We start from the raw sequence: 25,776 nt of genomic DNA on the forward strand, positions 1-25,776 counted from the left end.
TCATGACCCGAACGTTGGAACCGGAACTACTGCATCGCATGGATGCCTACTGGCGGGCGGCGAATTACCTGTCGGTCGGCCAGATCTACCTCTACGACAATCCGTTGTTGAAGCGCCCGTTGGCGTTGTCGGATGTGAAGCCGCTGGTGGTGGGGCATTGGGGCACCACACCGGGTCAGAACTTCATCTATGTGCACTTGAATCGGGCGATCACCACCTACGACCTGGATATGTTCTATGTCGCGGGTCCCGGTCACGGCGGACCCGCGCTGGTCGCCAACACCTACCTCGAAGGCACCTACAGCGAGATCTATCCCGACATCAGCCAAGACGAGGCCGGGTTGAAGAAGCTGTTCACCCAGTTCTCCTTCCCCGGCGGCATTTCCAGTCATGTCGCACCGACGACCCCGGGGTCCATCCACGAGGGCGGCGAGCTGGGGTATTCACTGAGCCATGCCTTCGGCGCGGTGTTCGACAATCCCGGCCTGATCGTGGCCTGCGTCATCGGCGACGGTGAGGCGGAAACCGGGCCGCTGGCCACGGCGTGGCAGTCCACCAAGTTCCTCGACCCGGTCGGTGACGGGGCGGTGCTGCCGATTCTGCATCTCAACGGCTACAAGATCAGCAACCCGACGGTGCTGGCCCGCATCGAGCCCGCCGAACTGGACCAGTTCCTGCGCGGCTGCGGCTGGGAGCCACACTATGTCGAAGGCGACGACCCACAGCAGATGCACGAATTGATGGCCACCACCATGGATCTGGTCGTGGCGGATATCCGCCGCATCCAGAGCGCGGCCCGCGGCACCGGTGACACCACCCGGCGCCGCTGGCCGATGATCGTGCTGCGTTCCCCCAAGGGCTGGACCGGACCGGCGATCGTCGACGGCCTGCAGATCGAGGGCACGTTCCGATCCCACCAGGTGCCACTGCTGGTCGACGAAGCCCATCCCGGTCACGTGGAACTTCTCGAAGCCTGGATGCGCGGTTACAAACCCGACGAACTGTTCGACGAATCCGGGCGTCTGCTCCCGGATCTGGCCGCACTGGCACCGGTGGGGCAGCGGCGGATGGGCGCCAACCCCCACACCAACGGCGGGATGCTGCTGCGTGATCTGCGGATGCCCGATTTCCGCACGCACGCGGTGGCGGTAGCGTCGCCCGGTGCGGTGATGGCGCAGGACACGCTGGTATTGGGTAGTTTTCTGCGCGATGTGGTCGCGCTCAACACCGAGCATCGCAACTTCCGGATCTTCGGCCCCGACGAAACTCTGTCGAACATGCTCGGCGCGGTGTTCGAGGTCACCGATCGGCAGTGGGACGCCCGCATCGTCGCGGGTGACGAATCACTGTCTCCCGCAGGGCGAGTGCTGGACTCGATGCTCAGCGAACATCAGAGCGAAGGCTGGCTCGAGGGCTACCTGCTCACCGGCCGGCACGGGCTGTTCAACTGCTACGAGGCGTTCATCCACATCATCGACTCGATGTTCAACCAGCACGCCAAGTGGCTGAAGGTGACCGCGGCCCTGCCGTGGCGGCGCGATATCGCCTCGCTGAATTATCTGCTCGCCTCCCATGTCTGGCAGCAGGACCACAACGGCTTCACTCATCAGGATCCCGGCTTCCTCGATCACGTGGTCAACAAGAAGGCCGATATCGTGCGCGTCTATCTGCCACCGGACGCCAACTGCCTGCTCTCCGTGGCCGATCACTGCCTGCGTAGCCGCCACTACGTCAACGTGATCGTCGCCGGAAAGCGCGCGATGCCGCAGTGGCTGAGCATGGAAGACGCGGTGGTGCACTGCACCGAGGGCATCGGTATCTGGGAATGGGCGAGCAACGACCGGGGCGCCGAACCGGACGTGGTCCTGGCCTGCTGCGGCGACACCCCCACCCTCGAGGTGCTGGCAGCAGTATCGATACTGCGAGAAAACCTGCCCGAGTTGAAGATTCGCGTGGTCAACGTCGTGGACCTGATGCGCTTGCAATCGGCGAGCGAGCACCCGCACGGACTCGACGACCGCGACTACGACGCCGTGTTCACCACCGGCAAGCACATCATCTTCGCTTTCCACGGCTACCCGACCCTGATCCACCGCCTCACCTACCGGCGCACCAACCACAATCTGCATGTCCGCGGCTACAACGAAGAAGGCACCATCACCACCCCCTTCGATATGCGGGTGCAGAACAAGCTGGACCGCTTCCACCTCGTCACCGACGTCATCGACCGGCTCCCGCAACTCGGCGCCACCGGCGACTACCTCAAACAGACGATGGCCGACAAGCTCGTCGAACACAACCACTACATCAACACCCACGGCCAGGACCTACCCGAAATACGCGACTGGACATGGGAACCCCACCGATGAGCACCCACACCGCCCCGCCCCCGACCGGTCAGCCCGACCTGAAGTCGCTGCCGATCCCGCAGGTGGAGGAACAACTCGACACCTCCACCGACGGGCTGAGCGAAGCCGAGGCCACACGGCGGCTGGCGCGCTACGGGCCGAACGAGATCGCCGAACACAAACCCAACCCGCTGCTGAAATTCCTCGGCTACTTCTGGGGTCCGATCCCCTGGATGATCGAGATCGCCGTCATTCTCTCCGGCGCAGTACGGCATTGGCCGGATTTCTTCATCATCCTGGTCTTGCTGCTGGCCAACGGTCTGGTCGGATTCACCGAGGAACGCCAGGCGGGCAACGCAATCGATGCCCTCAAAGCCAAGCTCGCGATCAACGCCCGTGTCGTGCGCGACGGCCAATGGGTTACCCCGCCCGCGCGCGAACTGGTGCCCGGTGATGTCATCCGGCTGCGGCTGGGAGACATCATCCCCGCGGACGCACGACTGCTCGACGGCGACGAGATCGAGGTCGATCAATCCGCATTGACCGGAGAATCATTGCCCGCCACCTGCGGACCCGGCGCCGCGGTCTTCTCCGGATCCATCGTCCGGCGCGGGGAGATCGGCGCCCTCGTGTATGCCACCGGCACCGAGACCTACTTCGGTGAAACCGCCGACCTGGTCCAGAGCGCGCACACGGTCAGCCATTTCCAACGCGCGGTCCTCAAGATCGGCAACTACCTGATCATCCTCGCCGTCGCGTTCGTCACGATGATCGTGATCGCTTCGATCCTGCGCGGCGACCCGATCCTGACCACCCTGCAATTCGCCCTCGTCCTCACCGTCGCCGCAATCCCGGTCGCGATGCCGACCGTGTTATCGGTGACCATGGCCGTAGGCGCGCGACTGCTCGCCAAGAAGCAGGCCATCGTGAGCAGGCTGGTCGCTATCGAGGAACTCGCCGGCGTGGACGTGCTGTGCGCAGACAAGACCGGCACTCTCACCCAGAACTCGCTGACGCTCGGCGACCCGTTCACCCTCGACACCACCGCCGCCGAAGTCGTTCTCGCCGGCGCGCTGGCCTCCCGCGCCGACAACGACGACCCCATCGACCTCGCCGTGCTCGGCGGGCTTCCCGACCGAGATGTGTTGCGGGACTACACGATCACCCACTTCCAGCCCTTCGACCCGGTCCACAAACGCACCGAGGCCACCGCCGCCGCCGCCGACGGCACCACCTTCACGGTCACCAAGGGCGCCCCGCAGGTCATCCTGGCGTTGGCAGGCAACGCCGTGCAGATCAAGCCTGCGGTCGACACAGCGGTCGATGACTTCGCCGCGCGCGGGTTCCGGTCGCTGGGCGTGGCTCGCGCCGACGGCGACGGCGACTGGCGATTGCTCGGGGTGCTGCCTCTGTTCGATCCGCCCCGCGACGACGCCGCAGCCACCATTTCCACCGCGCGAGCGATGGGGGTGGCGGTGAAGATGGTCACCGGCGACGCGTTGGCCATCGCGAAGGAAACCGCCGCCAAGATCGGTTTGGGCACCGGCATTCTCGACGCCGCGGGCTTGGGTGATGTGAAGAAGACCGAATCGGCGGCGGTGGCCGAATCCATCGAATCGGCCGACGGATTCGCCCAAGTGTTTCCCGAGCACAAATACCACATCGTGGACGTGCTGCAGAAACGCGGCCACATCGTCGGCATGACCGGTGACGGCGTCAACGACGCACCCGCGTTGAAGAAAGCCGACTGCGGAATCGCCGTCGACGGCGCCACCGATGCCGCCCGCGCGGCCGCCGACATCGTGCTGCTGACCCCAGGACTGTCGGTGATCATCGACGCGATCAAACAGAGCCGCAAGATATTTCAGCGGATGAACAGCTACGCGATATACCGCATCGCCGAAACACTGCGGGTGCTGCTGTTCATCACCGCTGCCATCCTGATCCTCAACTTCTACCCGCTCACCGCGATCATGATCGTCATGCTCGCGCTGCTCAACGACGGCGCGATCCTCTCGATCGCCTACGACAATGTCCGCTACCGCAACGAGCCCGAAGCCTGGAACATGCGCCTGGTGCTCGGTATCGCCACCGTCCTGGGCGTCATCGGCCCGATCGCCGCGTTCGGCCTGTTCTACCTCGGCGACCGCGTCTTCGACCTCGGTCATCCCCGCGTGCAGACCCTGATGTACCTCATGCTGTCCGTGGCGGGACATCTCACCATCTTCCTGACCCGCACCCGCGGACCGTTCTGGTCCATCCGCCCCGCCCGTATCCTGCTGCTCGCCGTACTCGGCACCCAAACTATCGCGACGCTGATCGCGGTCTACGGACTGTTCATGACACCCCTGGGCTGGGGATGGGCCGGGTTCGTCTGGGGCTACGCCATCATCTGGGCACTGGCCAGCGACCGCATCAAAATCCTCGCCTACCGCATCCTCGACCCCACCGGAAAGGCAACAACCCCGGCCGATACCGAAACACCCGCGCTGCTCCGCGCCGCACAGTGATCGAGAGTCACCGCACCACCCGGATCCCGACAGGCGGTTCACGTTGTGACAGCAGACAGAAGCAACGCGCGCCTGCGCGGCGCCAGCCAAGACCTCTCGCGTGGCACTGTCCAAGGTTTCGAAGACGGCGCCTCGGAAAGATCTTGGTTCGAGGCCGCATAGCAACTGGGTTGCCGCGCTGGCAACGGATTGGTCGGCACTCCTCCAGTTCGCCGCACAGTCGGCGCGGCCGAGCACAGATGGTCAGACCACTATCGGCGCACAACACCGTCGAGGCCTCACAGCCGACGCTCCCGACCGCTGCCATAACGCTGGACGGGCCGTGTTCGACCCGCGGCACCACGACAACGAGCCATGGCGGAAGGCGCCCCTACCCGACCGACGCCGCGGTCGATCGGGCTCGCCGAGCACTCGAGGCTCGGGCCGCATCTGGTGGCTGCGTGCCGGATTGCTCCGGGTATGCGGGTTTTGGATGTCGGCGCCGGGACCGGCAACACCGCCATTGCTGCCGCGCTGGCGGGTGCCGCGGTGGTCGCTTCCGATACCGCTGAGGAATCATCGCCGGTTTCATTACCGTGCTGAATGCCACGATCGCGTTGCCACCCACGCGGGCAGCTGCGCCTTTGCCAGAGCCAGCATTGCCAGGCCCGCATCGCGAATAACGGTGTCGAGGTCTGCGAAAACGGCGTCGTCGGCCGCCCGAACCTCCACCGGTATGGGGGCTTCCCGCCCATACTCCCGGCGCAGGCGATCCAGGCGCAGCCCGGCGTCGAACAGATGACGAACCAGTCGCTCGCTGTGCTCGACGAATTCGGCCTGGTGGACAGCGTTGTTCGCCGCGGCTAGCACTACCGCGGCATGCGCGGCGGTCAGTGAGATCGCTTGCAGCGTGCGCTGATCGAATTCGTGCGCTCGCACACCGTAGACATTCAGCGCCCCCATCGCCGTCTCGTTGACCACCAACGGCTGAGCGTGGACGCTGCGTATGCCGTGGGCGAGCATTCGCGCCGGGTACTCGCCCCAGCGTCGTTCGACGGTGAGATCAGGAATGTCCACCGCCCGTGACGTATTCACCGCCTCGCGAATCACCGCCAGTCCCTGACGCTGCTGGAATTCATCGATCAGTCGCGCGTGCGGGCCGGCAGAGGCGACGGTGACCGCGCCACCGTCCCGCCGTAACGCGACCGCCGCCGTTGGGCGCCCGGGCAGCATCCGAGAGGTGAGTTCCGCGACATCGTGGAGAGAACTCTCGATGTCAGGTGTCGAGGACACCAACGCCGTCAATTCCGACAAACCGGTGATCAACTCGTCCAGCAGGTCCAATCGGCCCGGCATTTGCCCTCGCTCGTCCACACGTTCTCCAGCACTCGGACGCCCGAATCACCGAACGGTCCGTTCCGTCCAGAACACCGAAACATAGTGGGCGACAAACTCGATCGTCGATCGGCCGACTCAGCCACGAAGTATACGTGCAGTGAGCAACTGTTGCGTACCGCGATTACGCACACGGGCGGCGCGCCGAGTCGATCACACCCACAGTCAGGACGAACCCTGCCCCGAGCGGATGTCAGCGTTCGGCTTCGATGCGGCGCAATGGTTTACCTGCCATCCGGTGGGCGCTTCCGTCGCGGCGGTGAATTGCGGTCGGGACTCGCGATATCGGCCAGTGCGATGAGCAGCATGGCGACCACGGCCGCCAGATCTGCCACACACAGGGCGCCGGCAAGAACGTCCAGAGGCATACGGTTACCTCCTGTCGTGCATCCCCCTCCGCCATCCATTATAGATGCACTATGCAATTGTTGCATAGTGCTATTCGGATATGGACAGACCGTTGAGTTCGGTCAATCCGGTCGGTTTCCTCAAGCCATCGGTGCCGCGGGCTTTACCCGCTGAATCCCCGTACTACAAGGCATTTCGAGCCGGCAGTCCCGAACACGCAGGCCATCGGCGGCAACCCCGACGGGCACGACGCGGGCACGAATGACCCACCTCACACTCGAGCACTCGACAACTGTTGCATACTGCCATTGTGTGGATGAGTGTCAGCAGTACCGCACCGACGCTCACCGGCGTTCTGACGACCTGGCGGTTGCCGGCCGTCGGCATCGCGGTGCTGCTCGTGGGCGCGGTTGTTTATCCGTGGCTGGCATTTCGGCTGCGACGGCACGGCCAACGGTGGCCCGTCGGCCGGATCATGTGCTGGTACCTCGGACTGATCTGCCTGGCAATCGGTCTCGGCAGCGCGTTGGCCGTGTATTCCCACAACCTGTTCAGCGTGCACATGATCGTGCACCTGTTGATGATCATGGTCGCGCCCGCGTTCTTCGTGTGGGCACAACCCGTCCGTCTCGTCCACGACACCGGTGGGCCACAGATCGCTCGGCTTGTCGATCGGCTGCGGCTGCGAAGCCCGTTGCGGTTCCTGGTGTCGCTGTGGTTCACCGTCCCGTTGTATGTCGCGGTGATCGTTCTGACCCATCTCACCGGGTTTCAACAGGCCATGGCCACTCACATGTGGATCCATGACACCGAGCTGCTGCTGTATTTCGTCAGCGGATATCTGTTGCTGCTGCCCCTGATCGGCGACGAACTGACAACCGATACCCCTCGTCCGTACTCCCTGCGCCTGGTCGTTCTGGCGCTGTGCACCGGCCCCGACACCCTCGTGGGTGTCACGCTGACGCTGGCAGCCGACAGTCTTCACCGACGGTGAGCAACCCACCGAACCACTGCGGTGCTACCGATACCAGCCATCAGCACCAACCTCGCCACCACCACACTCCCAGGTCGCGCGACCACGAGCGCTGATCAGTTTCGGCACCTTCATCACCGAACCGCCGCCAACGATGCTGAAGCAGGCCGTATCAGGGTTCATCGACGCCGGAATCGCGACCATCACGATCAAGATCCGCAACCCCACGTCGCGAGCGATATTGCACGATTGGGCCGAATATCTCAGCGCTTCAACGGGTTCCGTCATCGAGGTGTGTAGCGAGTTGAACCTGGGGCATCACTTGGCCCAGGCCGACATACTGCTGTGTCACGGTAGCGCCACTTCAACACTCGAAGCGCTGTACCACCGAGTCACGCCGGTGATCGCGCCCTCGCACAACGACACGTACTTCGTTGCACAGCGATGCGCCGACTCGAACACAGCCGTAACCATCGACTGGGCAACAGACTTCACCCGAGCGCACACCCGTGCCGCCGCGACCGAAGCTCTGCACTCGCCCCGCATCGCCAAGGGCATCGATCGATTCATCCTCGACAACGATGGCCTACCACCGGCAAGCACCCTGGCCGAACAGCTGAGGCGGTCGGACCGTCGTGGTTGGTGGGACTCCTGACCCCCAGATCACCACAATGGCATCGGCGACTGCCGAAGCGGGGCCTACCGGGACTGTGCATCGTGTTGCTGGCGACTCTCGTGGTAGGCGCATCGGATGTGGTTGGGTGTGTCGTCGGGGGTGGGGTTGTAGTCTGCTGCGGTGATGAGTTCGGTGATCCCTTCGGAGTTGGATCTCGACGCCATTATGGCTGCTCGTTGGGCGGATCCATCCACTTTTCCTGTGTCGGAATATGCTCGTGCTGAACAGTTTTGGCGCGAGCGACGCGCCCACGACGATCGTCTGCTGCGGCTACGCTGCCGGGCCGCAGAGTTGATCCGGCAGTGGACGGGGCGGGAGTCGCGGGATGTCGGCTCGTTCGGGCTGCGGCTGAATTTGGAGGCCAGTGACCTGGATCTGGGGATCGGTTACCCGGTGGATCAGCGGGACGGGTTGGTCGCCGCGTTGACGCCACACACGGCGTTCAAAGGTGAGCGGTATACCCGGTTCTCCACGACGCGCCTGGTGTTCGCGTTCGAGGTCGACGGTGTCGAGGTCGATTTGAGTGCGCTCACCGAGGAGGACTTCGCGGTGTCGTGCCGGATGCTGTCGGAGATCGAGGCGACGATGACCGAGCCGGAACAAGTCGCGCACACCTGGGTGAAGCATCTGTTGCGGTCGGCGCATCGCATGGATGATTACGCGACGTGGAAGCTGGTCACCTACGCGCGGTTCTGCCCGGAGTTCAACTGGGTACCGATCCCCGAGAAGGCGTAAGGGTCAGGGCTGTAGGTGCTTCGGGGGTGGATGTCTCGGTGCCGGCGTGATCGAGACTCTGCGTCGCTGGATTCTGTTGTGCGCCAGCGCTGGCCCGGCGTGTGGTGGCTGGGGGTGTTAGCGTCGGGGGCGCAGATCCTCGGCGATGGAAGTGGGCGATCTCGTGGCTTTCGATGAGGCGGACCGATCGTTTCGTACCCCTGACGGGTTGTGGCTGGCGGCGACGCTGACCACGCCGTCGGCCCCGGTCCAGGGCGGTGTGGTTCTGGTGCATGGGGGTGGGGTGACCCGGGACGAGGCCGGGTTCTTCACCCGCCTCGCGCACGGCCTGGCGCAACGAGGTGTCGCGGTTCTCCGCTTCGATCTTCCCGGGCACGGTGAGAGCCAGGGGCGCCAGGAGGACTTGGGGCTCGCCGCCCTGCTGAACGCGATGGACGCGGCCCTGGGCGCGTTGCGGTCCTGGACCGGGGTCGCCCGGCCGTCGTTGCTGGCGGCCAGTTTCTCCGGTGGCGCGGCGGCCTACTACGCGGCCCGGCGGCCCGCTGGTCTGGACAGGTTGGTGTTGTTCAATCCGCTGCTGGATTACAAGAAGCGGTTCGTCGACGAGAAGCCGTTCTGGGATAACGATTTCCTGACCGAAGACGCCGCGCAACGATTGTCCGAGCAGGGGTTCCTCGAGCATTCACCGACGTTCCGGTTGGGGCGGGCGATTCTGAACGAGGTGTTCTGGATCGTCCCGCGAGAGGTCCTCGCCGATATCGTCGCGCCCACCTTCATCGTGCACGGCACCGGGGACACCTTCATTCCGGTGGACTCGTCGCGCCGGGCGGTGGCGGAGCTGAAGTGTGAGCACCGGCTGCTCGAACTGGACGGCGCGCAGCACGGTCTGGCCGTGCACGACGATCCCACCTACGCCGATCCACAGACCCAGGCATGGCAGGCCGAAGTGATTGCGGCCGTGGGCGATTGGCTGGGCGCGTCCGGGCCGGTCAGTTAGCAAGTGCTTCTCGCAGCGTTGTCACGCTGGGGTGGTAGCGCCAGGGTTCGAGGATGGTCAGGAGCTCGCGCACGACGGTGAAGGTGCGCCGCGAGTTCGTCTCGGCTGCACGGCGCACGGCGTCGACGGCGAGGGTCGCGGCGTGGTCGGGTTCCCCGGACAGGGCCAGCGCTCGCGCTTTCCAGGCGAGGTGGAATCCGTAATCGCGGGGTGAGAACGCGGTGGTGGTCAGTGCCCGGTCGTAGAGTTGGACAGCGCGTTTGGGGTGTCCGGCTTCCAGGTAGCACAGGGCGGTTTGCATGGTGAGCAGTGCGCCGGTGTAGTGGCCGCCGAGGCGGGGGTCGGGGGTGGCGGTGGTTTCGAGGAGTTTCCAGGCTCGGTCGAGTCGGCGGTTGACGGTGTCGAGGCTGGTTCCGAGCATGGCTTCGGCGCGGGCGTGCTGTTGGGTGGCTTCGGCGCGGACCTGGTGGGGGAGTCCCCAGTCACGGGTGTGGGCGGCTTCGGCGAGGATGAGCATGTGGTGCGGATCGCGCCGGTCGTAAGCGAATTGGGCTTTGCGGAGCAGGATGTAGCCCTCGAGCACCGGGTCGGTGGCGGCTTGGGCATATTCGGTCGCGCGGTCGAGCCAGAAGAAGGCCCGGCCCGGCTGGTCGGCGTCGCGATACAGCCAGCTCGCGAACTCCGCGGCCTCGGCACCCACCGACAGCAACTGCTGGCGCTGCGAGGCCCCGACCGCACTGGCGCGCTGGTGAATGCGCGAGAGGACACCGAGAACCGTGACCAGAGCGGCAGCGGATCCGTGTTCACCGTCGTCTTCCTGACAACTGATGAGCCGCTGCCGCAGGCCATCGGGAGTCCGCGTATCGACCGGGTTGGCGGCGTCGGCAACCGTTGCGTTCGTCCCGATTTCGGGTGAGGGAACTCGGTCGTCGAGGCGCTCGTGCGCTGGGTGAGCCGCGATGAGCTGGTAGAAGGCTGCTTTCTCGTCGTCGCTGGCGCGGGACAGTTCGATATCGAGCAGTTGTTGGGTGTCGGGCCGCAGGCGGATTGTGCGGCCGCGGTTGCGCCATTTGGTGACGGCGGTGGGGTTGATGCCCAGGCGCGCGGCGAATTCACGAACCGAGCTGCGGGTCACGCTCTGCAACGCGGTCGCTTCGAACCCGGTCCACTCCTGTCCCAGCATCGTGTGCTCTCCTGTGCGAGCCGCCCTAGCCACGCTAGGCACACGGTAGCCGCACGCTGGTCACACGGCAGGATGTTCCGTCGAATCCTTCCGTGCGAGAGAGTCGAACGAACAGTTTCCACGGACCGGAAGGGCGGGCGATGATCAGCAGGGTTCTGGGGTCCAGCGGTATCGAGGTGTCCGGGATCGGTCTCGGATGCTGGGCGATCGGCGGACCCGATAGCAATCTCGGTCTGCCGATGGGGTGGGGACCGGTCGCCGACCGTGACGCCATCGCGGGGTTGGAACACGCGTGGGAGTCCGGCGTGACGTTGTTCGACACCGCGGACGTCTACGGGCACGGCCGCTCCGAACGGCTGCTCGGCGAACTGGTGGCGCAGGTGCCGCGGCATCGGATCCGGTTGGTGTCCAAGGTCGGGTACTTCGCCGGCACCGCACCCCACGGTTACGACGCCGGGCACATGCGCCGCCAGCTCGAGCAGTCCCTCGCCAACCTCGACACCGACCACTTGGATGTGTATTTCTTCCACCACAGCGAGTTCGGGACGGGCAATGAACGCCTGGAGCTGGCGTTGGAAGCGATGAACGGCTTCCGGGAAGAGGGGTTGATCCGTGCGATCGGCATGCGCGGTCCGCACCGCTACGCACCGGACCGGGTCAGTGGCGCACCGAAAACCGACAAGGAGAAGCGGTTTCGGGAGTTGTTCGACCGGATCGGCCCGCAGGTGCTGGCCGTGCGCGACAACCTGCTCACCCCCTCGGATCGCTCGCACGGCATCTTCTCCTTCGCCGAGGCCCACGGGTGCGGGGTGCTGATCAACAAACCGTTGTCACAGGGCTTGCTCACCGGCACCTACGACCCGACCCGGCCACGCGTCTTCGGTGAGGGAGATCATCGGTCGCGCAAACGCTGGTTCACCGCAGAAGCGATCGCGGTGATCAACGAGGGCCTGGACCAGGTCCGCGCTCTTGTCGGCCCGGAGCCGGGGAATCTGGTGCGAATCGCGTTGTGGGCGTGTTTGTCCCGCTCGGACAACGCGGCGGTGCTGGTCGGGTTCAGCAACCCGGCGCAGGTGGATGCCAACCTGTTCTGTCTCGGTGCACGCCCCGAGCAGGAGCTGATCGAGCAGGCGCGGCTGATCATGGCGGGGGTGCAGCAACGGTTGGATGCCGATGGTGAGGTGTTCGTCGATGAGACGGCGGGGGCGTCGCGATGAGTCCGGTGGGGTCGACGGTGCAGGTGATGACCTGGAATGTGCAGAACGCCAGCATGTTCCGCGCGCAGAACCAGCTGGGCTGGCTGCGGCGGGTCGCACCGGATGTGGTGGTGCTCACCGAGGTATCGGCCGGTCCCACCGGCGATCGCATGGCCCGCGACCTGACCGACGCCGGATACAGCATCCAGCTTCCCGACCCCGCCCCCGGCGCCGACCGATACCGGGTCCTTTTGGCCGCGCGGGGTTTCCTCACTCCGGTCGATACCGGGCTCACCGTCATGCCGCACCGGCTCACCGCCGCCCGCGTGCTGCACGCCGATGGTGGCGAATTCGTGGTCGCGGGACTGTATGTGCCCTCGCGTGGCCCGGCCGAGCACCGTAACGTCGCCAAACGGGAATTCCAGCAGGCCGTGACCGATCTGCTGCCGAAACTGGCCCAGCAAGCGAGCGCCACGGTCCCCTGCATCGTGACCGGTGACCTGAATGTGGTTGAACCCAATCATGTTCCGCGCTACTCGGTGTACAGGGCGTGGGAATACGACTTCTATCGGTCGTTCGCGGCCAGCGGGTTCGTCGACACCTACCGGCTGCAGTCCCCTCACCGGGTCGAGCATTCCTGGTACGGGCGGCCCGCGAAAGACGGCTCCCGCAACGGGTATCGCTTCGACCACTGCTTCGTCACCGCCGAGCACCGTGACCTCGTCCACGCCTGCACCTATCAGCACCGGCCGCGGCAGAACGAGCTGAGCGATCACTCCGCCCTCACGCTGACCATCCGCATCTAACCCCTTCGCTTCCAAAGCATTTCAGCGCCCGACACGCCAGGTCGGCACGCGCTGCGATCCAGTGCTGCCGAAAACAGGCGCGTCCACTCTTCGAACGGCACCACCATGCATACCGACAGCCCCCTCGCCCACCGCCTACTCACCGTAGTCACCGAAACCGGCGGCGACACCGACAAAGCCCGCGCACTCCTGGCCGATCTGCATGCCAGCGAACCCAACCCGCTGCGGGAGGGCCTCGCCCGCGTCCTGCCCGGCCGGGTCCTGCTCACCGGCACCCTCGACCACCGCCTGATCCTCACCGAGCACCCAGACCACCACGCCTGGACAATCGCCGACCTCGCCGGACAACCACTGGCACAACGGAACTGGCCCGACTGGGTCCGCGAAGGCGTCGAGTTCCACACGCCCCGTTCCTGGCTCAGCACCGCGGTCCTGGCCCCGGCCGCCGAGTTCCGGTTCACCCGCCCGAGGACGCTGCTCACCGCGCTCTATCACCCGGAGAACTTCCCCCTGCCCAGGTTCCCGCTGGCCATCAGCGATCTCGCGCGGGCGGCCCGCGCCACCCTGACCGGGCAGGTGGCGTTGACGGATATGCAACTCGGCGTCACCCTCGGCGACATCCTCACCACCATCGGCACCGATGTCCCCGACATCCTCGGTGTCTCGGCTACCTTCGGCCAGCACGACCTGCTCGTGGCGCTACTGGAGGCCATCGAGCCGATGCCGGACCGGCCCCTGGTCATCGCGGGCGGCAGCCTCACCGCCCGCAACGAACACCTCCTGCTGGAGAGGTGGCCGTGGCTGCTGCTGGCCCGGGGCGCGGGCGAACCCACCCTCGCCGACGCGGTCGCGTTCTGGCACAAAGATCTCCGCCTCCAGGAGATCCGCGGGCTCGGCTACACCGGCGCGGCCCGCGGGGAAGGCACCCTGTCGATCGGCCGCTACCGCCGCACCGCGACCGTCCCGAACCGCACCCGCACCGACATCTTTCCCGAACTCGACTTACTGGCAGCGACATTCGATCGCCACGGCGTCGCCCAGCTCGAATCCTCCCGCGGCTGCACCAACTTCTGCAGCTTCTGCCCCCGCGGGCACAAAGGCACCTGGTCCGGCGTGCCAGCGCACGAACTACCGGGGGTCGTCACCGCGATGAGCGAGGTGTTCGACCGCTACCCCCACATCCCGCGCACCCTGTATCTGGTCGACGAGGAGTTCATCGGCCGCGGCCCCGACGCCGTCGCTCGCGCGGTCGCCGTCGCGGACACCTTGCATCAGCGAGGGTTCTCCTGGGAAACGTCCTGCCGCATCGACCAAGTCGTGCGCCTGGACGCCGACCGGGAATGGCACCTCGACCGCGCCCGGATGTGGCGGCGCCTCTGCGAGCACGGACTGCGTCGCTGCCTGTTCGGCGTGGAATCCGGGGTCACCTCCGTCCTCACCCGCTTCAACAAGGAAACCACCGCCGACCAGAACGCCCTCGCGATCCGCACCCTGTCCGCCCTCGGCGTCCCGACCCGCTACACCTACATCACCTTCGACCACCTGATGACCGCCGCCGAACTACACGCCACCCGCGACTTCCAGGCCCGCACCGATCTGATCCTGCGCCCGCTGCCGGATCTGCCGGTCGCCGAGATCGTCGACGGTGTCCGTGACGAGAGCTTCGTCGCCGCCCACAGCGTCGGGCGGGCGTTCTACAGCGCCATCTCCTACATGCTCGTGTCGATGGAATGCCTGATCGGCGCCGCCTACACCAAACAGGTCCAGGCCGCCGGTCTCGCCGGCCCGGCGCGGCCGTCGATGGGGCGACTCGACGCCGACTATGCCGACCCCCGCATCGGGGTGCTGTCGGAGCACGCGCAACTGTGGGTCGACCGCAACTTCGCCCTCGACTACACCCTCAAATCCCTGGAAAAGATCCTCGACGGACCACCGTATCGCGACGTCCGGGCCGCCCGCGTTGTCCTCAAGGACTCCGCTTTCGCCTTGCTCGACGATATGCTCGCCCTCCTCGACCGAACCCCTGCCGCATCCGCGGATCTGCCCGATGCGGTGACTGCGCTCATGGACGTCCGGCTCGGTGAACTGCGGACGCGCATGTCGGGCACCATCGCCCAGCTGAGGAAGGTGCTCGCCCCGGCCGACCGGGACCTGCTCACGACCGAATGGACCAGGTGGCACACCCGTACCGAGTGGACACTGATCAACGCCGCCGATCCCTGCGGCACCTGACACGGCAGCCCACACCGTGTCACCGCCAAACAGCACTGCCGAACCGCAGGACGGGACTACGGTCATGCGGGGGTCGCCAAGTGGGGATATCAGGTCAGTTCATCGCGATCGGCCTCCCCGGGGAAGACCGCATGATCGTTACATGGCACACCAATATCGCACCGCCGCAACAACTTCGAAAGGATGGAGCATGCACGAGGGTGGTTGCCTGTGTGGACACATCCGCTACCGCGCCACGGGCGCACCGGATTTCCCGCACTTGTGCAGTTGTACACATTGCCAGAAATTGTCTGGTGGCCCTGTGATGTCGTGGGTCGACTTCCCTCGGGAGGGGTTCGAGTGGACCGGATCAGGCGGAGAACCGGTGTGGTACAACACGTTTCCCGATTCGCAGCGTGGCTTCTGTGGTATCTGCGGGAGTTCTGTCGCTGCCCAGGACGATGGTGACGCGAAACTGGTCGGTGTCACGATGATGAGCCTCGATGATCACACGGGTCTGGTGCCCGAGCGGCAGAGTTTCCGGCCCAATGCTGTCCCGTGGCTTCCGATCGTCGGTGCCCAAGACTGATGGTGCTTTCGCCGCGGTCACCGCGTCCGGGCGTGTTGGTGAGCGCGTCGCTGACGCGCCAGCTGATTCGTGTTCGACAAGCAGTGACTTTCGCGTAGAAAGGTCCCCATGGTCTCGGCATTCGATCGGCACTTGGATGCATTCCGGAGCTACCAGGAGACCCCGTGGGGCCGACTGCGCTACGAGCAAGTCACCACCAACCTCGCCCGCCACCTACCGGACCGTCCACTGAAAGTCCTTGACGTGGGCGGCGGCAACGGCCTCGACGCGCTCCAATTGGCTGGCCAGGGCCACCAGGTCACCATCGTCGACCCATCGCAGGCATCCCTGGACGAAGCCGCAACGCTGGCCGCGAGCCACGGTTGCGCGGAACGGATCCAGACCTGTCTCGCCGACATCGAGGCCCTGCCCGATGTGGCCGCAGGAGACTCCTTCGACCTGGTCATGGCCCACAATGTGCTCCAATACGTGCCGGACCAGGCTGAAGCGCTCGCGGCGACAGTGCGGGTACTGGCACCCGGCGGTGTGCTGTCGGTGCTCGTACCCAATCCCGTCAGCGACCCGTTGATCGCCGCCGTGCGGCGCGGGGAACTCGCCGAGGCGATCCGGCTTCTGGATGCTCCGACGCGGGCCTCGCTCACCTACGACGTCGAGGTCGAGGTGGTCACCGCAACCGAGCTGGCCGCCGACATGGTCACCGCCGGCATGGGCCGACCGGCCCGCTACGGGGTGCGCGCTGTGTGCGATCTGATCAGCGACGACGAGGCTAAACACGACCCGCGGTTTTTCGCCGAACTGCTGCGGCTGGAGAACCTGCTCGCCGATCGACACCCTTACCTCGAAACGGCTCGTTTCGCCCATCTGATCGCGGAGAAACCCCCAGCGGCACCGCAGATCAGCGCTCGCCTCGACCGGCGCCGGGTTCCGATGGATATGGCCGACTACGACCGGCGGGTGCGCTCGCAGCAGTGTTTCGTGTGTTCCTTCCTGGCAGGCGAGCCCGGCTACGCCCACCACACGGTCTTCGACGACGGCGAACATGTCGGGTTCCTGAACCGGTACCCCACGTTGCCCGGCGCTGTGCTGGTGGTCCCGCGCCGCCACGTCGAAGACGTGGTCAGCGACCTTACGACCGAGCAGTACCTGCGCTTGCAGTCGGCTGTGCACCGGGTCGCCCGTGCTGTTGCCGCGGTGATGGATCCGGAGCGTACCTACGTGATGTCGATGGGTGCCAAGCTCGGCAATGCCCACGTCCACTGGCACATTGCCCCGCTGCCGCCCGGAATCCCTTATGCCCACCAACAGTTTCACGCCGTCGACGCGGCCAACGGCATCCTCGACTACGACGACACGGAGATGACGCAGTTCGCGACGCAGATCCGTGCTGCGTTGGCGAAGGCTGCTGAGTAGTAATTCGATCGAAGGATCCGCCATGGACGAGACAGACCCATTCGACGACCTCGAACCAGGTGAGCAGCAGCGCCTGTTCGAACTCGGAGCAGCCGAGATGCGAGGCGAAACCGCCGAGGCCGGATGGAAGATGTACCAGGAGTACGAAACACCGCTGGGGATCCGTCGCTTCAGCAACGTGCGGACTCTCGAGGACGGGCGCGTGCAAGCACGCGAGTACCGAGTAGATCGGAACGATCCGCAGACGATTTTCGACCTCGAGATGGACCGCTACCTGCTCGAGAACAACATAGTCCATGAGATCCACTGGATCACCGCCGAGTGAAAACCGCCCTGCCAGTACGGGACCTGTTGGCCATCGCCCTGGCCGCGCCAGCTGATCCCGGGTAGCTCGTACGACTGATCGACGAAGGAGTTCTGCCGTGGGTCCGCATCAGAACACGTTCGCCCGAGTAATCGTGACGAATCCCGTGGGTCACGTCTTGCTGGTCCGTGACCACTTCGGATATTGGAATCTGCCCGGCGGCAAAGTCGAGCCAGGTGAGAAGCCCGCAGCGGCCGCAGCCCGAGAATTACAGGAGGAGACGGGCCTGACGATCGTGGAAATCGAGGAAATCCATCACGGTGACTACGAGTTCGACGGCGTTTTCTGGACCGGTCACTTCTACCGGGCACCGTGCGTCTCCGGTCAGCCTGAGCTGCAAGAACCCGACAAGGCGACCGAACTTGCTTACCGCGACCCCGCCGAGGTCGCGTTCCATCCGGCGGTTTCAGCGGCGATGACGGCCCTGCTGAGCAGTAGCCCTGTGCTCAGGCCGACCGTGAACAGGACCTCGGTCGACTTGGACAGAAACACATAGCTGACTCAGCGTCGAACTCTCGATAGAGGCGAAGCCGATGAACGAACCACAGATTCCGCCAACCGCACGCGACGCCGACGAACAAGTACGGGAAGCTGTCGCTGCGGAGATGCAACTACTCGACCCGGCTGTCCGACGATCACGCGAACTTGCCGAAGCGCTGCTGGATCCAGAGTTCATGGAGGTTGGCGCATCTGGTCGACGATGGGATCGGCACCGAATGCTCGCGGAGTTACCAACGATGTCGGGTTCGGCGGATAATCAGCGGATCGAGGTCTCCGACGTTCGCGGAGTACTACTGGCGCCAGGCGTGGTGCATCTGACATATCAGACCAACCGTGATGGGCGGCAAGTACTTCAAATCGAACGCACACAATGGGCTGCTCCATTGGCGGCCCTGGACAAAGAGACCGCCTAGTACCTGAGGCACTTGGGTCTATCGCGTCGATCCGATGGGCTAGCCAGTACTGCTGAACATAAGAAGTTTAGGCGCTTGTGGTTTCGGCTCGACTGCGGAGAGCCGGTGCCGTACCATCATCGAAAAGCGGTGAGTGGAGCCACGATTCGTGTGGGGTCGGTTGGTTTCCGCACCGGACCCCACCTGTACCCCTTGCAGGTGGGTTCACCACATTGTGGCCGGTACATGGCCAGCTATCGATCAGCCGGTTGGACGTCCGGGGTGGCTTCGGGCGTGGGGATCGAGGCTGGATCGCTGCGAAGTTGCAACCCACCCCTGTAAGTCTCTCGCCATTGCGTCCAGCAATGCAAACAGTTTTTCAGCCTCGGGCCCAACGCTGGGACGGTTCTCTTCTTCCCCGGAATGGTTCCCCTCCGTGTGCCCAATCATCAAATGCGCCGATCAATCTCACTGACGTCACAACTTGTGTGAGTTCGCTCTTCTTCTGTGCTCACCCAAACCCCCTTGGGGGAATGCAACGGCTTTCAACATCTGGTTACCGGTTCTTCCAGTGGGTTAGCGATCCACGTCCATAGGCGTTGGTGCCAATGCGCCGACGCCTGCACGCTGACCTCATATCGACTGAGAATGCTTGTTTCCCAGTTCTTCATTCGAACAATGTTGGGCTCGGTGCGACCCGAAGGCGACGGTATTGGGTATTTGACCCGTTCGGTTGCAGAGCATCTCGCTCTTCATCTGATCCTCGAGCTGGGCATGGTCAGTGCCGAAACCGCCAACTCCTCGGCTGCCGAGGACTGGGACGAGTGGGAATACGAGCTGAACGGCGAAGACGACCAGGTGATACCGGCGCTGTTCTCGACGTCCTATGTGGAGCAAGGCAGTCGACTCCATTTCGATGGATGGTTCGAGACGGCGTACTACGGGTCCGGCGACGAGGCTGATGAACCGGACTGATCGAGATCTGTGTCCCGTCGACGTCCGCAAAGCGTGCTGATTACCCAGTGCAGCGATGGTGGGTTCACCGTCTGGTCCACTCAGCAATCAGTTCCGCGGCCAAGCGCTCGTTGTCCTTGTCCGCGGCAGTCTTGGTCGGCTTCGGCCCGGAAGGCTTGGCGGACAGGGCATCAACGCCCCCGCATCCCGAGCACGGCGCCACTCGATCAGATGCGAGTGATACAAGCCCTCCCGCCGCAACAGCGCACCCCGAGCACCCGGCTCGGTCAACTGGTCGTACTCGGCCACGATCGCGAGTTTACTCCGGGCTGAACCGGCGCCGCTTCGGTCGATCACTACCCCTACCTGCGAGGATGCAGCATCCGTGCGCGGATCTGCCCGACTGGCTCGGTACCGCCGACCTCGACCGGACCCTGGCCTCGCTGGCCGACCCGGCGATACGACTGCGGTTCGCAGAGGAGACCAACCCCACGCGGTGGCGGTAACTCACCCTCGCCCATGTGCTGGGCAGTGAGTACGAGTGGGCGGTCGGGATGCGGCTGTCGGAGGCCGCGCACGAGGCGGGCGCTGATCCGGCGGTGATCTGCGCCGACCAACACGATAGTGTTATGCAACAATTGCTTTGTGCATGCATCGGGGGCTCTGGGCTATCAAACAATCGGGCGCCCCCCAGTCCGCGTGATCTGTTGTGGCCGTGCTGCGACAGCAGTGATGAAGCCTGCTCAGCTGGAGCGGCGCGCGGGGCCGGGTGGCTTCGGTTGCGCCGCACGAGGCCACGCGGCTCGGTTGGCGAATTCGTTTGCCGGCCACTTGATCACCAGGGGATCAGCGGCCGGGATCTGGGCGATCGTGTGATGACGATCGGCGGGGTTACGGCGATCGTGGTGGGCGCGTGTGGTTGTGCGGTGTTCCTCGTGCCCGTGGCAATCCTCATTGCGGATGCTGTCGAGCAGTTTCACGACAAGGAGCACCGCGCCGACCGTGATCGGGGTGCGCGCGGGGATCGGTTCAGGCATGAGTTCCATGACCGTCGAGGCGCGAGCAGACCATCGGATTCCGATGCCTGCGAGGGGCCGCGATCGGGCTGGGGTCGTATCGCGGCCGATCTCGTGATCATCGCGTTGTATGCGGGTTTGGCAGTAGCGCTGCTGAGTTCGCTCGGACCGCCGGCCGACTGACCGGTGAAGCAACCGTCACGAAGGCCGAGGAGGCCAGCTCGATTCAGGCGGCCACCGTGTCGATCAGAGTGGTTGTCTGTGCGGTGCTCGGTGTCCTGATCGCGACGAAGCCGACCTACCGATCCGTGGATACCGGATCCGAGTCCACGCGATCGTTGTTCGGATAGCGCCTGAGTCCCCGTCCACGCGTGAGTCGACCCGACCTTGCCCCGGCTGGCTGCGACCTGAACACGTTGTTCGGCACCGTGGTCGTGGGGTGAGTCGCTCTGCGCGGCGCGCACCGGCCCAGGCTGACGGCCGGGGCGGTTACCGCAGGCGCGTGGTCTGATCGGTGCGAGCTTTCGTGAGTTGTTCTGTGGTGAGTCCCACCGCCTCGCGCAGATCCGCCCCACGCAGATCCGCGTCGATGAGTACCGCATCGCTGAGATCCGCGCCGCGCAGGTCCGCTGCCTTCAGGTGCGCGGCGATAAACCGCGCGCCGTTCAATGTCGCCCCGCGCAGATCGGCCCCGGTGAGGTCGGCCCGGACGAATTCGGCGTCTACGGCGACTGTTTCGGTGAGAACGGCGCCTCGGAGTCGAGCGTGACCGAAGTCCGCGCCCGTGACGTCCGCGCGGGAAAGGACAACCCGGTCCCAACGGGCATGTGGAATTCTGATGTGGGCGAGGCGGAGCGGAGGTTCTCCGGAAATTGCCTTACGTCGCTGGAACGCAGCAAGTACTGCCGCGATGTCATCTGCGGGCGGCTGATCGGGATCGATCGAGATTCCAGGTGTCGCGGTGTGCTCACGCAGGAAGTCGGCCCAAATCTCGATCACTCGGATATGATCGCTCGGCGAGAAGGACATGATCCGTTCGAGCCCGAGGATCCCGCCCGCGCGTACCGTCGAACTCTCGGAAACGAGTTGGCCGATCGCTGCGCTGAAGCTGTCGGTGTACTGCTTCTCCTTGTCCAGAGAGTATTTCTTGATGCCGTACAGTGCGACGGCAAGAGCTATTCCGTAGCCGATGAGTTGGACGAATGCGCCGCGAAACGAGTCGGCGCCCTTGGTATCTCGGACCAACCAGAGCGGTACCTGATAGGTCAGCCAGACCACCGCCGCGAATGCGACCAGGACCATGCCGGCCGCGGGCCAGCTCTTCGGTGACAACATGGCTGCAATTGCACCACCGGATACGGTCGGTCGCAGCGCGCTCTCCGGAAATGCTGAGGCAGAGGTGTTCTCGTGTGGGAGCCTGGCCTGGCCGTCCTTCGGAGCGGTGATCGTTTGTGCGCGCTGGTATTCCGTGTGGAGTCGCGGTCGGGTATCCTGCGGACGGTGCAGGGGAGGTGTGGTGTCCGTACCGAGTCAGATCCCGCCGCGCAACGGTAATTTCGTCGACCGTGAAACCGTGTTCGCGGCGGTGCGCGACTATGTGACCGCTACCACCGGAAACGTAACGGTGGTAGTCAAAGGTATGCCCAGGGTGGGTAAGACTGCCGCGGTCACCGAGTGGATGCATCGCTTTCACGGGAACTACCGTGACGGCCAGCTGTTCTGCCAGCTCACGGAGTCCACCGTCATGGCTGATGTGCTCCTGGATGTGCTTGTGGCGCTGGGGGATCCGCGTGACGGTGTCCCGGATCGGGCGGAGGCCCGGCGCAATCGCTATCTGACATTGACCCGTGGTCGTCGATTGCTGGTGGTGATCGACGGCGCCGTCACCGCCGCGCAGGTGGCCTGGTTGGAGCCTGCGGACGGCAGCTCCCTGGTCATCGTGACCGGTCGCAATTCAGCGTCGGATCTGAGTAGAGGAGGTCGCGTGTTCGAGCTGGGTCCGCTGCCGTCGGCCGACGCTCGGGACCTGTTCGTCCGGATCGTCGGCGTGGATCGCGCCGCGGCGGAACCCGAAGCGGTCGAACGGATCCGCATACTCTGCGGCAACATGCCCTTCGCACTCTGTGTGGTCGGCAGTATGCTGGCACAGCGCTGCGAGCAGCGGATCGGCCAGCTCGCGGATCTGCTCAGCGATGACGACCGCCGGTCGGCGGTGTTGTCGCTGCCGGAGATCTTCGGCGCCGCGTACGACTCGCTGTCGGAAACCGCACAGCGGTGCTATCGCGTTCTTGGGTTGCGAGCACACGACGGGACGGTATCGACCGCGGCATTGTCGGCGATCCTGGACCTGCCCGCCGCTGACATCGCCTGGTCCATGCTGGAATTGGCCAATCTGCATCTGGTGACCGAACGCGCGAACTGCTACGCCGTGATCGACCTCGTGCGGGTGCACGCCCGCGGTATCCAGGACGATGACGCGACCAGGAATCGTCGGGAGACCCACCTCCTCGCCTACTACGACTGCGGGCTGGCCGCCGCCGACACGCTGATCGCCCCGAACCGCCCCTGGCGAAATCTGCTGTGGCCCAGTTCCGTGTTCCCGGGTCCAGGCACGGGTGAATTCGCCGAGACGGATGCCGAGGGTGCGCGTGAATGGCTGCGTCGCGAACACGACAATATCCTCGCCGCCGCGAAGTACGCCTTCGACATCGGTCGGTACCAGCTCGTCGTTCGGTGGTGCGTCCTGCTGTGGCCGTTTCAGGAACAGGACAAGCGGATCGACGCGATGCTCACCATGCACGATTTCGGCGTTCCCGCGGTCGAGCGGTCGGGCATGACGGCGGCGGCGAGCTTTCTGCAGACACAACGCGGTTTTCCGCACTATTGGCGCCGCGCCGCGGCACAGGCGGCCGCGGCGTTCGAACGCGGTCTCCAGGCAGCCCGGTCCTGTCCATCATCGCCGCTCAGCCTGCAGTTGGAGGCGTCGGCGCTGGAAGGCCTCGGGCTGGCGTTGTTGGTGGGTGGGTTGGTGTCCGAGGCGCGAATCACCCTGCGGCACAATTTCGAACTCGCTCGCCGCATCGATGACGAGCGTCGCCTCGCGATAGCGGCTCTGCATCTGGCCAAGGTCGAACCGCCGCAGTGCGCGTTGGAATTGCTGGCGCTGACCGATGCCTATCTCGAGCATGCCGACGAACCCGACAACCGGGCGAAGGCGCTCGCGTGGCGGGGACGCAAACTGCTCGAACTGGGTCCCGGCGCCGAGGCGGAGCGCCTGCTCACCGAAGCGCTGGCGATCATGCGGCACAGGCGCCGGCGGTTCGACGAGGCGGAAATCCTTGTCACGTTGAGCGAATGCGCGGCGGCTACCGGAGATAGCGCTCGCGCATTGGAACACTATCGTGCGGCCCGGAATATCTACGCGGAGTGGGGATTCCACGATCTCGTCGCCACGGTGGACGCGGCGATCAGGGCCGCGGGGCTGGAATAGAGTGATCGGCGGGTGCCGCGGTAACCGTGAACATGTCAGCGCCACAGCGGATTGTCCACTCGCCGACGAGTTCGACCAGGCCACTGTGCTCGCACAGCAAACGATAGGCGAGTGAGGCGAACAAGCGGGGAGCGGGCATCCGGGCGGTGAGTCGCAGAACAGTCGCGCGATCACCGAGCAGCCAGTCCCCGGAGGGCGTCGGCGCCGCGGCGAGAGCACAGCCGGGCAATCGTGACAACGTGTCGGAGATCCACTGATCAGTGTCCGGTCCGGACGTTCCGATCACGACATCAGCCCTGTCCAGCCAGTGCCGCAGCGGTTCTCGCATACCGACGGACAGATGCGTCTCCGGACCGTTGTCGAGCGACGCGTGCAGGCGCTCCGCGGGAAAACGGGTGATGTCGGCAGAGCGGTCGGCACCGAGTCGGACACGGACCAGATGCGAATCCGGCCCGTCGAGCGTCTGGGCGGGAAGAGGAAGCACTGTGATATCGACCGCCTCTGCGGGCTCGGGTAAATTCAATGTGCGATACATCACTGTCCGCAACAATGCCGCACCCTCATCCGGCGCCGACGTGGTGAGTCTCGCGATATCGGTGTAATGATCGGGCCGATGTTCGGATATTGTTCGTTCGATCTGCTGCCGGATGTCCGCATCGATATCGAGTCTCGGTGCGGTGCCCAATAGTTGGGCGGACGGTGAATCCGGCGCTACGGACTGTACGGGAGCCGTCGCGAGCAGGAGGGGGATTCCGAGGGCGGCGCCGTAGAACGGAATCGAACCGTGGTCGCCCACGATCAGATCGGCTGCCACGACCGCGGTACGCCAGTCCTGGACGTCGTCGAGGACCTCGACTCCGGCTCGTGCCGAATCGGAGAGATATTCCGAAACCTGCCATCGTGAATGAAAGGAACGGATATTCGGATGTAGCGCAAGTGCGATACGGTACTCATCGACGGGCAATTCGGCGGCCAGTTTCCGCGGCAGATCGGAGATCGTGCCCAGAATGGAATCCGGCCCCCAGGTGGTCGAGATGACGATCAACCGCTGTGCGGTGCGTAATCCGTATGCCCGGCGATAGCTCGGCCTGAACGGCCGGCTGGCCCGCAGTCGGTCATAGCAGATATCACCGGCGATCAGCGTTCTGGATACAGCCTGTGGACAGGATCGACGTAGTCGCTCGCGTTGTTCAGTATGTGACAGGACGATGACCGACGGAACGACTTTCCCATCATGCAGCAGCCAATCCGGAGATAAGCCGAAGACGCTTTGTTCTTTGTTCTTTGTTCTTTGTTCTTTGTTCTTTGTTCTTTGTTCTTTGTTCTGATATTTATTGTATCCCATTCCGTGGGGTATAACAATAAGGGGAGCTTGTAATCGATGTAGTTCGCCGCCGTAGCTCGCCGAAATCGTCATATCGAAGTCCAGCGCTACGGCGTCCTGCCACTCGATTTCGGTGGCGCCGTGGGTGGCGAGGAACTCGCGTGTATCGGTGTCGAATGGCGACGACTGCGGTCGGGTGAAATAGATACGGATACGCGGATCGCGGGCAAGTATCCCCAACGTATCGAACAATCGGGTTGTCGCCGTCGTGTTGTGCGCCACCGCCAGTACTCGATGGCTGTTCGGGTAGGTTGACCATCGAGACGAGGGGTCGTGATGTTGGTGCTGAACGGCTGACACGGGACCAGATCCTAACTAG

Annotated in this window: 23 protein-coding genes and 1 pseudogene; 19 read left to right on the forward strand and 5 right to left on the reverse strand. The window is 64.7% G+C overall.

The window, feature by feature from the left end; all coding sequences use genetic code 11:
* Nucleotides 1–2: 2 nt before the first annotated feature.
* From ACIA76_RS39825 to ACIA76_RS39835, 3 genes and pseudogenes are all read left to right on the forward strand, one after another.
* Nucleotides 3–2,369: a phosphoketolase gene (locus ACIA76_RS39825; RefSeq protein ID WP_397160096.1), complete on the forward strand. Its 2,367-nt coding sequence runs from the start codon at nucleotides 3–5 to the stop codon at nucleotides 2,367–2,369.
* Nucleotides 2,366–4,858 (forward strand): plasma-membrane proton-efflux P-type ATPase, encoded by a 2,493-nt coding sequence (locus ACIA76_RS39830; RefSeq protein ID WP_397160098.1) that lies wholly within the window; start codon nucleotides 2,366–2,368, stop codon nucleotides 4,856–4,858. Before ACIA76_RS39825 ends, ACIA76_RS39830 begins: the two co-directional genes overlap by 4 nt.
* A 417-nt stretch (nucleotides 4,859–5,275) precedes the next feature.
* Nucleotides 5,276–5,413, forward strand: a pseudogene (locus ACIA76_RS39835) (SAM-dependent methyltransferase); the annotation flags it as partial.
* 15 nt (nucleotides 5,414–5,428) lie between these two features.
* Here ACIA76_RS39835 and ACIA76_RS39840 read toward each other — a convergent pair.
* Nucleotides 5,429–6,193: a GAF domain-containing protein gene (locus ACIA76_RS39840; RefSeq protein WP_397160100.1), complete on the reverse strand. Its 765-nt coding sequence runs from the start codon at nucleotides 6,191–6,193 to the stop codon at nucleotides 5,429–5,431.
* Nucleotides 6,194–6,456: 263 nt separating this feature from the next.
* Entirely contained in the window at nucleotides 6,457–6,600 is a 144-nt protein-coding gene (locus ACIA76_RS39845) for a hypothetical protein (RefSeq protein WP_397160102.1), read from the reverse strand.
* A 296-nt stretch (nucleotides 6,601–6,896) separates the two neighbouring features.
* Between ACIA76_RS39845 and ACIA76_RS39850 the strand changes: the two genes are divergently transcribed.
* From ACIA76_RS39850 to ACIA76_RS39865, 4 genes are all read left to right on the forward strand, one after another.
* The gene (locus ACIA76_RS39850; protein ID WP_397160104.1) at nucleotides 6,897–7,574 is read left to right on the forward strand and encodes a cytochrome c oxidase assembly protein; all 678 of its coding nucleotides are present in this window, start codon (nucleotides 6,897–6,899) and stop codon (nucleotides 7,572–7,574) included.
* Between the two features lie 133 nt (nucleotides 7,575–7,707).
* Entirely contained in the window at nucleotides 7,708–8,208 is a 501-nt protein-coding gene (locus ACIA76_RS39855) for a glycosyltransferase (RefSeq protein ID WP_397160106.1), read from the forward strand.
* Nucleotides 8,209–8,352: 144 nt separating this feature from the next.
* On the forward strand, nucleotides 8,353–8,964 hold the full coding sequence (locus ACIA76_RS39860; protein ID WP_397160108.1) for a hypothetical protein: 612 nt from the start codon (nucleotides 8,353–8,355) through the stop codon (nucleotides 8,962–8,964).
* Nucleotides 8,965–9,127: 163 nt separating this feature from the next.
* Nucleotides 9,128–9,961: an alpha/beta hydrolase gene (locus ACIA76_RS39865; protein WP_397160110.1), complete on the forward strand. Its 834-nt coding sequence runs from the start codon at nucleotides 9,128–9,130 to the stop codon at nucleotides 9,959–9,961.
* On the opposite strand, the gene ACIA76_RS39870 is transcribed toward ACIA76_RS39865, so the two are convergent.
* Complete coding sequence (locus ACIA76_RS39870) at nucleotides 9,954–11,144, reverse strand: hypothetical protein (protein ID WP_397160112.1); 1,191 nt, start codon at nucleotides 11,142–11,144, stop codon at nucleotides 9,954–9,956. The genes ACIA76_RS39865 and ACIA76_RS39870 overlap by 8 nt on opposite strands.
* Nucleotides 11,145–11,284: 140 nt before the next feature.
* Between ACIA76_RS39870 and ACIA76_RS39875 the strand changes: the two genes are divergently transcribed.
* From ACIA76_RS39875 to ACIA76_RS39925, 11 genes are all read left to right on the forward strand, one after another.
* Nucleotides 11,285–12,361 carry an aldo/keto reductase gene (locus ACIA76_RS39875; RefSeq protein ID WP_397160114.1) on the forward strand — a complete coding sequence of 359 codons (1,077 nt, stop codon included), beginning with the start codon at nucleotides 11,285–11,287 and terminating at the stop codon, nucleotides 12,359–12,361.
* Entirely contained in the window at nucleotides 12,358–13,146 is a 789-nt protein-coding gene (locus ACIA76_RS39880) for an endonuclease/exonuclease/phosphatase family protein (RefSeq protein WP_397160116.1), read from the forward strand. The genes ACIA76_RS39875 and ACIA76_RS39880 overlap by 4 nt, the downstream gene beginning before the upstream one ends.
* 105 nt (nucleotides 13,147–13,251) lie before the next feature.
* Nucleotides 13,252–15,378, forward strand: a complete 2,127-nt coding sequence (locus ACIA76_RS39885; protein WP_397160118.1) for a B12-binding domain-containing radical SAM protein — start codon at nucleotides 13,252–13,254, stop codon at nucleotides 15,376–15,378.
* Nucleotides 15,379–15,568: 190 nt separating this feature from the next.
* Entirely contained in the window at nucleotides 15,569–15,946 is a 378-nt protein-coding gene (locus ACIA76_RS39890; protein ID WP_397160120.1) for a GFA family protein, read from the forward strand.
* A gap of 108 nt (nucleotides 15,947–16,054) precedes the next feature.
* Nucleotides 16,055–17,356, forward strand: coding sequence for a methyltransferase domain-containing protein (locus ACIA76_RS39895; RefSeq protein WP_397160122.1), 1,302 nt, complete (start codon nucleotides 16,055–16,057; stop codon nucleotides 17,354–17,356).
* A 22-nt stretch (nucleotides 17,357–17,378) separates the two neighbouring features.
* Entirely contained in the window at nucleotides 17,379–17,681 is a 303-nt protein-coding gene (locus ACIA76_RS39900; RefSeq protein WP_397160124.1) for a hypothetical protein, read from the forward strand.
* Between the two features lie 97 nt (nucleotides 17,682–17,778).
* Nucleotides 17,779–18,216, forward strand: coding sequence for an NUDIX hydrolase (locus ACIA76_RS39905; RefSeq protein WP_397160126.1), 438 nt, complete (start codon nucleotides 17,779–17,781; stop codon nucleotides 18,214–18,216).
* 37 nt (nucleotides 18,217–18,253) lie between these two features.
* A complete protein-coding gene (locus ACIA76_RS39910; protein WP_397160128.1) occupies nucleotides 18,254–18,634 on the forward strand; it encodes a DUF4440 domain-containing protein in 381 nt (126 codons plus the stop codon).
* Nucleotides 18,635–19,261: 627 nt separating this feature from the next.
* On the forward strand, nucleotides 19,262–19,588 hold the full coding sequence (locus ACIA76_RS39915) for a hypothetical protein (RefSeq protein ID WP_397160130.1): 327 nt from the start codon (nucleotides 19,262–19,264) through the stop codon (nucleotides 19,586–19,588).
* Nucleotides 19,589–19,941: 353 nt separating this feature from the next.
* Nucleotides 19,942–20,073 (forward strand): hypothetical protein, encoded by a 132-nt coding sequence (locus ACIA76_RS39920; RefSeq protein ID WP_397160131.1) that lies wholly within the window; start codon nucleotides 19,942–19,944, stop codon nucleotides 20,071–20,073.
* A gap of 273 nt (nucleotides 20,074–20,346) precedes the next feature.
* A complete protein-coding gene (locus tag ACIA76_RS39925; RefSeq protein WP_397160133.1) occupies nucleotides 20,347–20,766 on the forward strand; it encodes a hypothetical protein in 420 nt (139 codons plus the stop codon).
* 306 nt (nucleotides 20,767–21,072) lie between these two features.
* Here ACIA76_RS39925 and ACIA76_RS39930 read toward each other — a convergent pair whose 3' ends face one another.
* Nucleotides 21,073–21,918, reverse strand: coding sequence for a pentapeptide repeat-containing protein (locus ACIA76_RS39930; protein ID WP_397160135.1), 846 nt, complete (start codon nucleotides 21,916–21,918; stop codon nucleotides 21,073–21,075).
* A 181-nt stretch (nucleotides 21,919–22,099) separates the two neighbouring features.
* Between ACIA76_RS39930 and ACIA76_RS39935 the strand changes: the two genes are divergently transcribed.
* A complete protein-coding gene (locus ACIA76_RS39935) occupies nucleotides 22,100–24,073 on the forward strand; it encodes an NB-ARC domain-containing protein (protein WP_397160137.1) in 1,974 nt (657 codons plus the stop codon).
* Here the strand turns inward: ACIA76_RS39935 and ACIA76_RS39940 are convergent.
* The gene (locus ACIA76_RS39940) at nucleotides 24,051–25,679 is read right to left on the reverse strand and encodes a hypothetical protein (protein WP_397160139.1); all 1,629 of its coding nucleotides are present in this window, start codon (nucleotides 25,677–25,679) and stop codon (nucleotides 24,051–24,053) included. The two genes, ACIA76_RS39935 and ACIA76_RS39940, sit on opposite strands and share 23 nt — an antisense overlap.
* Nucleotides 25,680–25,776 lie beyond the last annotated feature (97 nt).

It is taken from the genome of Nocardia sp. NPDC051570 (assembly GCF_044454005.1).
Classification (GTDB): Bacteria; Actinomycetota; Actinomycetes; order Mycobacteriales; family Mycobacteriaceae; genus Nocardia.

Coding starts and splice junctions, on each gene's coding strand:
- ACIA76_RS39860 (WP_397160108.1), top strand. CDS start 8,353: ATGAGTTCGGTGATCCCTTCGGAGTTGGATCTCGACGCCATTATGGCT.
- ACIA76_RS39855 (WP_397160106.1), top strand. CDS start 7,708: ATGCTGAAGCAGGCCGTATCAGGGTTCATCGACGCCGGAATCGCGACC.
- ACIA76_RS39870 (WP_397160112.1), bottom strand. CDS start 11,144: ATGCTGGGACAGGAGTGGACCGGGTTCGAAGCGACCGCGTTGCAGAGC.
- ACIA76_RS39900 (WP_397160124.1), top strand. CDS start 17,379: ATGGACGAGACAGACCCATTCGACGACCTCGAACCAGGTGAGCAGCAG.
- ACIA76_RS39895 (WP_397160122.1), top strand. CDS start 16,055: ATGGTCTCGGCATTCGATCGGCACTTGGATGCATTCCGGAGCTACCAG.
- ACIA76_RS39930 (WP_397160135.1), bottom strand. CDS start 21,918: ATGTTGTCACCGAAGAGCTGGCCCGCGGCCGGCATGGTCCTGGTCGCA.
- ACIA76_RS39920 (WP_397160131.1), top strand. CDS start 19,942: ATGCAGCATCCGTGCGCGGATCTGCCCGACTGGCTCGGTACCGCCGAC.
- ACIA76_RS39880 (WP_397160116.1), top strand. CDS start 12,358: ATGAGTCCGGTGGGGTCGACGGTGCAGGTGATGACCTGGAATGTGCAG.
- ACIA76_RS39875 (WP_397160114.1), top strand. CDS start 11,285: ATGATCAGCAGGGTTCTGGGGTCCAGCGGTATCGAGGTGTCCGGGATC.
- ACIA76_RS39890 (WP_397160120.1), top strand. CDS start 15,569: ATGCACGAGGGTGGTTGCCTGTGTGGACACATCCGCTACCGCGCCACG.
- ACIA76_RS39915 (WP_397160130.1), top strand. CDS start 19,262: ATGCTTGTTTCCCAGTTCTTCATTCGAACAATGTTGGGCTCGGTGCGA.
- ACIA76_RS39910 (WP_397160128.1), top strand. CDS start 18,254: ATGAACGAACCACAGATTCCGCCAACCGCACGCGACGCCGACGAACAA.
- ACIA76_RS39825 (WP_397160096.1), top strand. CDS start 3: ATGACCCGAACGTTGGAACCGGAACTACTGCATCGCATGGATGCCTAC.
- ACIA76_RS39885 (WP_397160118.1), top strand. CDS start 13,252: ATGCATACCGACAGCCCCCTCGCCCACCGCCTACTCACCGTAGTCACC.
- ACIA76_RS39830 (WP_397160098.1), top strand. CDS start 2,366: ATGAGCACCCACACCGCCCCGCCCCCGACCGGTCAGCCCGACCTGAAG.
- ACIA76_RS39850 (WP_397160104.1), top strand. CDS start 6,897: ATGAGTGTCAGCAGTACCGCACCGACGCTCACCGGCGTTCTGACGACC.
- ACIA76_RS39840 (WP_397160100.1), bottom strand. CDS start 6,193: ATGCCGGGCCGATTGGACCTGCTGGACGAGTTGATCACCGGTTTGTCG.
- ACIA76_RS39845 (WP_397160102.1), bottom strand. CDS start 6,600: ATGCCTCTGGACGTTCTTGCCGGCGCCCTGTGTGTGGCAGATCTGGCG.